The sequence below is a fragment of the Streptomyces sp. OR43 genome, from assembly GCF_008042275.1.
Lineage (GTDB): Bacteria > Actinomycetota > Actinomycetes > Streptomycetales > Streptomycetaceae > Streptomyces.
This window is the reverse complement of record NZ_RDBK01000043.1, coordinates 305,600-317,378: the sequence shown is the minus strand read 5'-3', so window position 1 is coordinate 317,378 and position 11,779 is coordinate 305,600. Positions and strand designations below refer to the sequence as shown.

9 protein-coding genes are annotated in these 11,779 nt (G+C 72.0%); all 9 read left to right on the top strand.

Annotated features, from left to right (window positions below; genetic code table 11):
• Window positions 1-63: 63 nt before the first annotated feature.
• The 9 genes from EAO72_RS19835 (at window position 64) to obgE (ending at window position 11,767) form a co-directional block, all read left to right on the top strand.
• Window positions 64-1,254: a hypothetical protein gene (locus tag EAO72_RS19835; RefSeq protein ID WP_148018671.1), complete on the top strand. Its 1,191-nt coding sequence runs from the start codon at window positions 64-66 to the stop codon at window positions 1,252-1,254.
• A 122-nt stretch (window positions 1,255-1,376) separates the two neighbouring features.
• Complete coding sequence (locus EAO72_RS19830) at window positions 1,377-2,159, top strand: TIGR03936 family radical SAM-associated protein (protein WP_148018670.1); 783 nt, start codon at window positions 1,377-1,379, stop codon at window positions 2,157-2,159.
• A gap of 232 nt (window positions 2,160-2,391) precedes the next feature.
• Window positions 2,392-6,486, top strand: coding sequence for an Rne/Rng family ribonuclease (locus tag EAO72_RS19825; protein ID WP_148018669.1), 4,095 nt, complete (start codon window positions 2,392-2,394; stop codon window positions 6,484-6,486).
• Window positions 6,487-6,633: 147 nt separating this feature from the next.
• Window positions 6,634-7,524 carry a UTP--glucose-1-phosphate uridylyltransferase GalU gene (gene galU / locus EAO72_RS19820; protein WP_148018668.1) on the top strand — a complete coding sequence of 297 codons (891 nt, stop codon included), beginning with the start codon at window positions 6,634-6,636 and terminating at the stop codon, window positions 7,522-7,524.
• Between the two features lie 58 nt (window positions 7,525-7,582).
• Window positions 7,583-8,335, top strand: a complete 753-nt coding sequence (locus EAO72_RS19815; RefSeq protein ID WP_148018667.1) for a phosphocholine cytidylyltransferase family protein — start codon at window positions 7,583-7,585, stop codon at window positions 8,333-8,335.
• Window positions 8,323-9,384 carry an iron-containing alcohol dehydrogenase family protein gene (locus EAO72_RS19810; RefSeq protein ID WP_148018666.1) on the top strand — a complete coding sequence of 354 codons (1,062 nt, stop codon included), beginning with the start codon at window positions 8,323-8,325 and terminating at the stop codon, window positions 9,382-9,384. The genes EAO72_RS19815 and EAO72_RS19810 overlap by 13 nt, the downstream gene beginning before the upstream one ends.
• Window positions 9,385-9,593: 209 nt before the next feature.
• Entirely contained in the window at window positions 9,594-9,914 is a 321-nt protein-coding gene (rplU, locus tag EAO72_RS19805) for a 50S ribosomal protein L21 (RefSeq protein ID WP_018551604.1), read from the top strand.
• A 14-nt stretch (window positions 9,915-9,928) separates the two neighbouring features.
• Window positions 9,929-10,186 (top strand): 50S ribosomal protein L27, encoded by a 258-nt coding sequence (gene rpmA, locus EAO72_RS19800; protein WP_018103204.1) that lies wholly within the window; start codon window positions 9,929-9,931, stop codon window positions 10,184-10,186.
• A gap of 141 nt (window positions 10,187-10,327) precedes the next feature.
• Complete coding sequence (obgE, locus tag EAO72_RS19795; protein ID WP_148018665.1) at window positions 10,328-11,767, top strand: GTPase ObgE; 1,440 nt, start codon at window positions 10,328-10,330, stop codon at window positions 11,765-11,767.
• Window positions 11,768-11,779: the final 12 nt, after the last annotated feature.

Sequence of the window (11,779 nt, the reverse complement as noted above, 5' to 3'; positions counted from 1 at the left end):
ACAGCTCGGTGACGAAGGCCCGGTCGGGGAAACCCCCGACCGGGCCTTCGCGTCATGACGTGCATGGAATACGGAAAGCACCAGGCACCCGTGCGGTACGAGGGCGGCGACGGCTGCATCACCGCGCTCGTCAGGATTCCGGTGAGGATCGTCGTGCTCGTCCTCGTCCTGCCCGTGCGGATGATCTGGGACGCCCTCGTCGTCGGCGCCCGTGCCGCCGACCGGATCCTGCTGCGCCCGCTGGGGCGGGCGCTGGCGTGGCTCGGCGAGGTGCTGGTCGTGATTCCGGCCCGATGGCTGTACGCCCAGGTGCTGACCCCACTCGGGCACGGGCTGCGCCGGCTGGCCATGGCGGTGTTCGTATGGCCATGGGTCGCGCTGTGGCGGTACGTGGTGGTCCCCGGGGTCCGATACGGGATCGTGGTGCCGGTCACCTGGCTGTACGCGCGCGTGCTCACCCCGATCGGGCACGGGCTGCGGTGGGTCCGGCGGGCACTCGTCGACCCGGCCGGGCGGGGGATCGCCACCGCTGTGAAGTGGCTGCTCACCGCCCTGCTCGTCCTGCCGGCGGTCCTGTTGTGGCGCTACGTCCTCAAGCCGCTGGGACTGGCCGCCGCCTGGCTGGTGGAGCATCTGATCGTGCTGCCGCTGGCGTGGACGTACCGGGAGCTGCTCACTCCACTGGGTCACGGCCTCGCCTGGTTCCTCGATCTGCTGGTCCGTGGCGTCGAGGCCGGCTGCCGGGGGCTGTGGGCCGCCGTCCGGTGGCTGGCCACGGTGCTGGTCGTGGCCCCGGTGGCCTGGGTGTACCGGCGGATCCTGACGCCCGTGGGCCGGGAGATCGCTGCCGCGTTCGGCGTGGCCTGGCGGGTCGCCGGGTTCGTCTCGCGGGCCGTGGGCCGGGCACTGGTGTGGCTGGCGTGGCACCTGGTCGGGGCGCCGGCGGCCTGGGCCTACCGCGCGGTGTGCACCCCGGTCGGCCACTTCCTGCGCGACGCCGTGTTCGTACCGGCAGGCCGGGCCGCCCGCGCGGTGGGCCGGACGGCCCGGCAGACGCTCCGCGCGGCGCGCGAGACAGTCCGGCAGGCCAGGCGCGACGCCTGGCGGGCGCTGGTCGGCGGGCCGCGCGAACCCGAGCCCCGGGAACCCGGGGGCGTGTCTGCGCGTACTCTGGGTAGTACAACGATCGTGCCCAGCGCGGCGCCCGACCCAGAGATCTCCCTGCGGAAAGAGAAATCCGTCCCGCAGGGGTGAGCCGGACCGGACGCCCCCGGGCCACCGTATTTCGAGGGCGGCGTGCCACCGCGTCCGCTCCGCACCGAGGAGAAGAACCACTGGGCAAGCGACAGCCCGAAGGCCCGCCGCCCGCACCGGCAGTGCAGCGCATCCGACTGCGCTACACCAAGCGCGGCCGCCTCCGGTTCACCAGTCATCGAGACTTCCAGCGTGCCTTCGAGCGGGCGCTGCGCCGCTCCGAGGTGCCCATGGCCTACTCGGCGGGCTTCACCCCGCACCCCAAGGTGTCGTACGCCAACGCCGCACCCACCGGCACGGGCAGCGAGGCCGAGTTCCTGGAGATCGCTCTCACCGAGGCCCGTGATCCGGGCACGCTGCGCGAGCTCCTCAACGACTCGCTGCCGGACGGCCTGGACATCACCGACGCCGTCGAGGCCCGTACCTCGGGTCTCGCCGACCGGCTCACCGCCTCCGTCTGGGAGATGCGGCTGAACGGGGTCGCCGTGGAGGACGCCGAGAAGGCCGTCGCCGCGTTCAACGCGGCCGAGACCGTCGAGGTCGAGCGCCGTACGAAGAACGGCATCCGCAGCTTCGACGCCCGGTCCGCCGTCGTCGACCTGCAGGCCCTTGATCATCAGCCTGATAGGCCCGGGGACAAGGCCTGTGCGATACTGCGGCTGGTTGTTCGGCACGTGACACCTGCCGTTCGGCCTGACGACGTCCTGTCCGGTCTCCGCGTTGTGGCCGACCTGGCGCCGCCGGTCCCCGCAGCGGTGACCAGGCTGGCGCAGGGGCTCTTCGACGAGGAGTCCGGCACGGTGACCGACCCGCTCGCGCCCGACCGCGAGGCAGCCCCGGCCGTCCTACCCACGGCCACCGGGACCGCCGTCGCGACGGCGCCTGAAGGTGCAGGTTCCGCGTAAGGCGGTCGTTGTAGCGCAGCCCTCGGACTCGGGAGCCACCTGGGCCGGGCCGCGCGCTGACCCATAAGACTTTCGCCAGGCCGTGCGCACACCGCGTAGGGAACCGGCGAGCCAGACATTCAGCCCCCGTGCGGCGACCGCGCCCCGGACGGCGGTACCGCGTACCTCATGCGGACCGTGCCGGACCGGAATCAGACGCGGCGCCCGGGAGCCCGACGGGAGAACCGCCCGCATGCCTCAGCCCACCGAACCCGGCACGGCCGGGAACGCAGAAGACAGCAACACCCCCGGGGACAAGCTGCCGCCGCGCCGCAGGCGCCGCGCGGCATCCCGCCCGGCAGGCCCGCCGACCGCGGGCGTGGAGGCCGGAGCCGAGGCTTCGGCCATACCGGCCGTTGACGCCGGAGAGTCGGAGACCAGCAACGAGAGCGCCGCCGAGGCCGCGCCGCCCGTCCGCGCGCGCCGCCGCGCCGTCCGTAAGGCGACGGCTCCCGCCGGTGCGCCGCAGGCCGCCGAGACCGTGGAGGTCGTGGAGCCGGTTGTCGCGGCTGCCGAGCCGGTCGCCGTGGTCGGGGAAGAGGTCGTGGAGCCGGTCGAGGCGCCGCGTGCGCGTCGTCGTGCCTCGCGCAAGGCGACGGCCCCTGCCGGTGCGCCGCAGGCCGCCGAGACCGTGGAGGTCGTGGAGCCGGTTGTCGCGGCTGCCGAGCCGGTCGCCGTGGTCGGGGAAGAGGTCGTGGAGCCGGTCGAGGCGCCGCGTGCGCGTCGTCGTGCCTCGCGCAAGGCGACGGCCCCCGCCGGTGCGCCGCAGGCCGCCGAGGTGGCCGAGATCGTCGAGGAGGCCGTAGCGGCCGAGGCCGTCGAGCCCGCCGTGGCCGAGCCCGCCGTGGCCGAGGCGCCGCGTGGCCGTACCCGGCGCAGGGCCTCCGCGCCCGCCGGTGCGCCGCAGGCCGCCCGGACCGAAGCCGTCGTGGAGCCGGTTGTCGCGGCTGCCGAGCCGGTCGCCGCCGCCCCGGTCGAGGAAGAGGCCGCGGAGCCGGTCGAGGCCCCGCGTGGCCGCCGCCGTGCTTCCCGCAAGGCAACCTCTCCCGCGGGTGCCCCGCAGGTCACGGAGGCCGTCGAGGAGCGCAACGGGAACCTGACGGGCGAGAGCCTGCCCGAGGAAGCCGTGGAGGAGCTCGCCGCCGAGACCGCCGAGGTCGAGGAGGCCGCCCCGCGCGGCCGTCAGCGTCGTCGCGCCACCGCCGCCGCGGGCCGGCCCGAGTTCACCGGCAAGGTCGAGGAGCCCGCGCGCAGGAGCCGCCGGGCGGAGCGCCCCGCCGTCGCCGTGTTCCAGGCGCCGGTCTTCGCCGAGCCGATGTTCCAGACCCCGGAGACCGCTGCCGCCGCAGCCGCCGCCCAGCCCTCCGTCGCGCCCGACGAGGAGCTCGAGGACGAGACCGTGACGGCGGAGGAGCGGACCGCCGCTCCCGCCGAGCCGGCCGCCCCCGCCGAGGCCGCGCCGCAGGGCGGTTCGCGTCGCCGTCGTCGTCGCCGTGGTGAGGCCGCCGAGGCCGAGCCCGTCGCCGAGTCCGCCCCGGCCGCCGCTCCGGTTCAGGAGCAGGCCGAGGACGAGCAGGAGCCTTCCCACGAGAGCGACGCCGAGCAGGACGGGGAGGAGACCGACGAGTACGGCGACCGCCCGTCGCGCCGCCGTCGTCGCGGAGGTCGTCGCCGCCGCCGTGGCGAGTCCGCCGAGGACGACGCCGCCGAGCAGCACGCCGACGACTCCGCCGACCACGCCGAGGACGAGCACGAGCCCGCCCAGGAGCCCGAGGACGAGGGCGACGACGAGCAGGACGACAACGACTCCGGTGCCTCCGGATCGAGCAGCAGCCGCCGGCGCCGTCGCCGTCGTCGCCGCAGCGGTGACTCCTCGTCCGACGCCGAGAACGGCACGGACGACCCGGAGCGTACGGTCGTCAAGGTCCGTGAGCCCCGCAAGAAGGAGGCCGAGCGCGAGCCCGGCACCGGCTTCGACGAGGTCCAGTCCATCAAGGGCTCGACCCGTATGGAGGCGAAGAAGCAGCGCCGCCGTGAGGGACGCGAGCAGGGCCGCCGCCGGGTGCCGATCATCACCGAGGCCGAGTTCCTGGCGCGCCGCGAGGCCGTCGAGCGGGTGATGGTCGTCCGCCAGAGCGGCGAGCGCACCCAGATCGGCGTCCTCGAGGACAACGTGCTCGTCGAGCACTACGTCAACAAGGAGCAGGCCACCAGCTACGTCGGCAACGTCTACCTGGGCAAGGTCCAGAACGTCCTGCCGTCGATGGAGGCCGCCTTCGTCGACATCGGCAAGGGCCGCAACGCCGTCCTGTACGCCGGTGAGGTCAACTTCGAGGCGCTCGGCATGGCCCACGGGCCGCGCCGTATCGAGACCGCCCTCAAGTCCGGCCAGTCGGTCCTCGTCCAGGTGACGAAGGACCCGATCGGCCACAAGGGCGCCCGCCTGACCAGCCAGGTCTCGCTGCCCGGCCGCTACCTGGTCTACGTGCCCGAGGGCTCGATGACGGGGATCAGCCGCAAGCTGCCCGACACCGAGCGCGCCCGGCTCAAGACCATCCTCAAGAAGATCGTTCCCGAGGACGCGGGCGTCATCGTCCGCACCGCCGCGGAGGGCGCGAGCGAGGACGAGCTGCGCCGTGACGTGGAGCGGCTGCAGCAGCAGTGGGAGGACATCCAGAAGAAGTCGAAGAGTAGCGGCAGCTCCAACGCGCCGACGCTTCTCTACGGCGAGCCGGACATGACCGTCCGGGTCGTCCGCGACATCTTCAACGAGGACTTCTCCAAGGTCATCGTCAGCGGTGACGAGGCGTGGGAGACGATCTACGGCTACGTCTCGCACGTGGCGCCCGACCTGACGGACCGGCTGTCGCGGTGGACCTCCGAGGTCGACATCTTCGCGACGTACCGGATCGACGAGCAGCTCATGAAGGCGCTGGACCGCAAGGTCTACCTGCCGAGCGGCGGCTCGCTGGTGATCGACAAGACCGAGGCGATGGTCGTCGTCGACGTCAACACCGGCAAGTTCACCGGTCAGGGCGGCAACCTCGAGGAGACCGTCACCAAGAACAACCTGGAGGCGGCCGAGGAGATCGTGCGCCAGCTGCGGCTGCGCGACCTCGGCGGCATCGTGGTCGTCGACTTCATCGACATGGTGCTGGAGTCCAACCGGGACCTGGTGCTGCGGCGTCTGCTGGAGTGCCTGGGACGCGACCGTACGAAGCACCAGGTCGCGGAGGTCACCTCGCTGGGCCTGGTCCAGATGACCCGTAAGCGGGTCGGCCAGGGTCTGCTGGAGTCCTTCTCCGAGACCTGTGTCCACTGCAACGGGCGCGGCGTGATCGTGCACATGGAGCAGCCCACCTCGGTCGGTGGCGGCGGCAACGGCAAGCGTTCCAAGAAGCGCCGCGGCGGCTCGGGCCAGGACCACGAGCACGACCACGAGCACGTCTCCGAGACGGACACCGACGTCGAGACCGAGGCGGAGGTGGCTGCCGAGGTCGCCGCTCCGCTGGCGCTTCCCGAGCCGGAGTTCGTCCCGGACGAGGAGCTGTACAGCAGCCCGGCCGAGGCCGAGGCGGCAGCCGGTCGCGGCCGTGGCCGTCGTCGGGCCACGCGTAAGGCGACGGCCCCGGCCGGCGCCCCGCGGTCCGCGTCCGCCCCGGCCCCGGTGGCCGAGCCGGTCGCGGAGCCGGAGCCGGTGGCGGAGCCGGTCGCCGTACCGGAGCCGGTCGCCGAGGCGCCGGCCGAGGCACCGCAGGGCCGTACGCGCCGTCGGGCGACCCGGAAGGCGACCGCCCCGGCGGGTTCGCCGGCCCCGGCAGCCGAGCCCGTCCCGGTCGTCGAGCCGGCTCCGGCCGCCGAGCCCGCCCCCGTCGCCGAGGAGCCGGTGTCCGACGCCGACCCGGTCGCCGCGGAGGACCCGGTCGTCGAGGCGCCGCACGTCGAGGCTCCCGCCGAGGAGCCGGCCGCACCGCCGCGTGCCCGGCGCCGGGTGACCCGTAAGGTCACCGCACCCGCGGGTTCCCCCGCAGGGGCAGAGGAGGCCGAGGTCGTCGTGGTGACGGGCGCCGGACCGGAGTCCGCCCCCGAGGACGGCGCCGAACCGGCACCGGCCAAGAAGGCGGCCCGCAAGACGGCGAAGAAGGCCACGGCCAAGAAGGCGGCCGTCAAGAAGACGGCGGCCAAGAAGACCGTCGCGAAGAAGACGACGGCCAAGAAGGCGGCGAAGAAGACGGTGGCGGCCGAGCAGTCGTCGGCCACCGTCACGGCTTCGGCCGACGAGGCCTGACCCACCTGGGGCCCGTGCCTGACCGGCACGGGCCCCGGCACCGCGCGCGACGCAGTCGGGCCGGTCCCTCCACGGGGGCCGGCCGGCTGCGTTCCGGCGCCCGGCCGGTCCCCGTAACCCCACACGGAAGACGGAAGCTTTTCCCACATGCGCAAGATCCAGAAGGCCGTCATACCCGCCGCCGGGCTCGGTACCCGGTTCCTGCCGGCGACGAAGGCGACTCCGAAGGAGATGCTTCCGGTCGTCGACAAGCCGGCGATCCAGTACGTCGTGGAGGAGGCCGCCGCCGCGGGGCTGAACGACGTACTGATGATCACCGGGCGCAACAAGCGTGCCCTGGAGGACCACTTCGACCGGAACTACGAGCTGGAGTCGGCGCTGACCCGCAAGGGCGACGACGAACGGCTGGTCCGGGTCCAGGAGTCCAGCGAACTGGCGACCATGCACTACGTCCGCCAGGGCGACCCGAAGGGCCTCGGCCACGCCGTCCTGTGCGCGGAGCCGCATGTGGGCGACGAGCCCTTCGCGGTCCTGCTCGGCGACGACCTGATCGACCCGCGCGATCCGCTGCTGGCCCGCATGACCGAGATCCAGGAGCGTGAGGGCGGCAGCGTCGTCGCGCTGATGGAGGTCGCTCCCGAGCAGATCCACCTGTACGGATGCGCCGCGGCGGAGGCCACGGCCGAGGCCGACGTCGTCCGGATCACCGGGCTGGTCGAGAAGCCCGAAGCGGGCGACGCCCCCAGCAATCTCGCGGTCATCGGGCGCTATGTCCTGGACCCGGCCGTCTTCGGCGTGCTGCGGGACACGGAGCCGGGCCGGGGCGGCGAGATCCAGCTGACCGACGCACTGCAGCAGCTGGCCGGCGACGAGAAGCTCGGCGGCCCGGTCCACGGTGTCGTCTTCCGCGGCCGCCGGTACGACACCGGTGACCGGGGCGACTACCTGCGGGCCATCGTCCGGCTCGCCTCCGAGCGCGAGGACCTGGGCCCGGACTTCCGCAGCTGGCTGCGCGACTTCGTGGCCACCGAGCTCTGAGCGACCGCTCCCGCACACCCCACCGAGACATCCGCACCAAGGACCAAGGAGAACCCTCATGATCGGCATGATTCTGGCGGCCGGCGCAGGCCGTCGTCTGCGCCCCTACACCGACACGCTTCCCAAGGCCCTGGTGCCGGTCGGTCCCGAGGGGGACGAGGAGAGCCTGACCGTCGTCGACCTGACGCTCGGCAACTTCGCCGAGGTCGGTCTGACCGACGTCGCCATCATCGTGGGCTACCGCAAGGAGGCCCTGTACGAGCGCAAGGCCGCCCTTGAGGCGAAGTACGGCGTGACGCTCACGCTGATCGACAACGACAAGGCCGAGGAGTGGAACAACGCCTACTCCCTCTGGTGCGGCCGTGACGCCCTCAAGGACGGCGTGATCCTCGCCAACGGCGACACCGTGCACCCCGTCTCCGTCGAGAAGACGCTGCTCGCCGCCCGCGGCGAGGGCAAGAAGATCATCCTCGCCCTCGACACGGTCAAGCAGCTGGCCGACGAGGAGATGAAGGTCGTCGTCGACCCGGAGAAGGGCGTTCAGCGGATCACCAAGCTGATGGACCCGGCCGAGGCCACCGGTGAGTACATCGGTGTCACCCTCATCGAGGGCGAGGCCGCCGAGGAGCTGGCCGACGCGCTGAAGACGACCTTCGAGCGCGACCCGGACCTCTACTACGAGGACGGCTACCAGGAGCTCGTCAACCGCGGCTTCAAGGTCGACGTGGAGCCGATCGGCGACGTCAAGTGGGTCGAGATCGACAACCACGAGGACCTGGCCAAGGGCAGGACCATCGCGTGCCAGTACTGACCCGGCTGATCCCCGCACCGGTCGTCGTCGACATCCGGGCCGGTGCTCTGTCCGATCTGGCGGGTGTCCTCGCCGATCAGCGGATCTCCGGTTCGGGAAAACTGGCGATCGCGATCAGCGGGGGTTCCGGACGGGCGCTGCGGGAGCGGCTCTCGGACAGCCTGCCGGGTGCTTCGTGGTTCGAGGTGGGCGGCGGCACGCTGGACGACGCCGTCAAGCTCGCCGAGGCCATGAAGTCCGGCCGGTACGACGCGGTCGTCGGGCTCGGCGGCGGCAAGATCATCGACTGTGCGAAGTTCGCCGCGGCGCGGGTCGGTCTGCCGCTGGTCGCCGTGGCGACGAACCTGTCCCACGACGGTCTGTGCTCCCCGGTGGCCACGCTGGACAACGACGCGGGCCGCGGCTCGTACGGTGTCCCGAACCCGATCGCCGTCGTCATCGACCTCGACGTCATCCGTGAGGCACCGGTCCGCTTCGTGCGGTCCGGGATCGGTGACGCGCTCTCGAACATCTCCGCCGTCGCGGACTGGGAGCTCGCCCACCGGGTCAACGGCGAGGACATCGACGGCCTGGCCGCCGCGATGGCCCGGCAGGCCGGCGAGGCCGTGCTGCGTCATCCCGGGGCTCTGGGTGACGACGGCTTCCTCCAGGTACTGGCCGAGGGGCTGGTGCTGACCGGCATCTCGATGTCGGTGGCGGGGGACAGCCGTCCCGCCTCGGGCGCCTGCCACGAGATCAACCACGCCTTCGACCTGCTCTTCCCCCAGCGCGCCGCGAGCCACGGTGAGCAGTGCGGCCTGGGAGCGGCGTTCGCGATGCACCTGCGGGGCGCGCGCCAGGAGTCCGTACGGATGGCCGGGGCGCTGCGGCGCCACGGTCTGCCGGTCACGGCGGAGGAGATGGGGTTCAGCGCGGAGGAGTTCGTGCAGGTGGTCGCGTTCGCTCCCCGGACGCGGCCGGGCCGCTACACGATCCTGGAGCATCTGGACCTGTCCGCGGACGGGATCCGGGACGCCTACGCGGAGTACGCCGGAGCCGTCGGAGTCTGAGGCCGGGCCCCGGAAAGGGGCCCGGTTTGACCGGGCTGTACAGGTCCCCGTAATCTTGACCGTCGGCGTTTGTTTCGCCACACCTCTGAGCACTGACCTCCCGCTCGTTCGGGAGAGGCCGCTCGTCCAATCCGGATCATCACGGGTCCCCGGACCCGTGTGAGCGGCTGGCTTCAGGGGTTTCGTCTTCGAGTGAGAGTGAGATCCGCGTGTACGCCATCGTGCGCAGCGGTGGTCGCCAGCACAAGGTTGCTGTCGGCGACATCGTTGAGGTTGACAAGATTCCCACCGCCAAGGTTGGCGACACGGTAGAGCTCTCTACTCTGCTCGTTGTCGACGGCGACGCCGTGACCAGCGACCCGTGGGTGCTTGACGGCATCAAGGTCCAGGCCGAGATCGTGGACCACCACAAGGGTGCGAAGATCGACATCCTTCGCTACAAGAACAAGACCGGCTACCGCCGTCGCCAGGGTCACCGCCAGCAGTACACGGCGATCAAGGTCACCGGTATCCCCGCGGCTGCGAAGTAAGGGACTGAGGAGACATGGCACACAAGAAGGGCGCATCGTCCACCCGGAACGGGCGCGATTCCAATGCTCAGCGGCTCGGCGTGAAGCGCTTCGGCGGTCAGGCCGTCAACGCCGGTGAGATCCTGGTCCGCCAGCGCGGCACCCACTTCCACCCGGGCACGGGCGTCGGCCGTGGCGGCGACGACACGCTGTTCGCCCTCGCCGCCGGTGCGGTCGAGTTCGGCACGCACCGTGGCCGCAAGGTCGTGAACATCGTTCCGATCGCCGGCTGATTTTCGGCGCTCGTCGAGCGGTATGACGTGGAGGCGGACCTCACTTCCTGATACGGGAAGTGGGTCCGCCTTTCGCGTGTTGCTCCTACAGGAGCGCACGAGCGAGACATTTCTGCATGTATGTAACTGGAGGTTCCACCCATGACCACCTTCGTGGACCGCGTCGAACTGCATGTCGCCGCGGGTAACGGAGGCCACGGCTGTGCCTCCGTTCACCGTGAGAAGTTCAAGCCGCTCGGCGGCCCGGACGGCGGCAACGGCGGCCGTGGCGGCGACGTGACCCTGATCGTCGATCAGGCGGTCACCACGCTCCTCGAATACCACCACCACCCCCACCGCAAGGCCACCAACGGCCAGCCCGGCGCCGGCGACAACCGCACCGGCAAGGAGGGCCAGGACCTGGTCCTGCCCGTGCCGGACGGCACCGTCGTCCTCGACAGCGCGGGCAACGTGCTGGCCGACCTCGTCGGCCAGGGCACGATGTTCGTCGCCGGCCAGGGCGGCCGCGGCGGCCTCGGCAACGGCGCGCTGGCCTCCGCCCGCCGCAAGGCCCCCGGCTTCGCACTGCTCGGCGAGCCCGGCGAGGCCCGGGACGTCGTCCTGGAGCTGAAGACCGTCGCGGACGTGGCGCTCGTCGGCTACCCGAGCGCGGGCAAGTCCTCGCTGATCTCGGTCCTGTCGGCCGCCAAGCCGAAGATCGCCGACTACCCGTTCACGACCCTGGTCCCGAACCTGGGCGTGGTCACCGCGGGCAGCACCGTCTACACCATCGCCGACGTACCGGGCCTGATCCCGGGCGCCAGCCAGGGCAAGGGCCTCGGCCTGGAGTTCCTGCGGCACGTCGAGCGCTGCTCGGTACTCGTCCACGTACTGGACACGGCGACCCTGGAGTCCGACCGCGACCCGGTCTCCGACCTCGACATGATCGAGGAGGAGCTGAAGCTGTACGGGGGCCTGGAGGACCGGCCCCGTATCGTCGTGCTCAACAAGATCGACATCCCGGACGGCCAGGACCTCGCGGACATGATCCGTCCCGAGCTGGAAGCGCGCGGCTACCGCGTCTTCGAGGTGTCCGCCGTCGCGCGCACCGGTCTCAAGGAGCTCTCCTTCGCGCTGGCCGGCGTCATCGCCGAGGCGCGTGCCGCCAAGCCCGTGGAGGAGGCCACCCGCATCGTCATCCGGCCCAAGGCCGTGGACGACGCCGGGTTCACCGTGGTCCTGGAGGACGACGGCATCTACCGGGTGCGCGGCGAGAAGCCGGAGCGCTGGGTGCGCCAGACCGACTTCAACAACGACGAGGCCGTCGGCTACCTCGCGGACCGGCTGAACCGGCTGGGCGTCGAGGACGAGCTGCGCAAGGCCGGCGCGAGGGCCGGCGACGGTGTGGCGATCGGCGCCGAGGACAACGCCGTGGTCTTCGACTGGGAGCCCACGGTGACGGCCGGTGCGGAGATGCTCGGCCGCCGCGGTGAGGACCACCGTCTGGAGGAGCCGCGTCCGGCGGCGCAGCGTCGTCGTGACCGTGAGACGGAGCGCGACGACGTCAGCAAGGAGTACCAGGAGTTCGATCCGTTCGCGTAGGACGGATGAGTG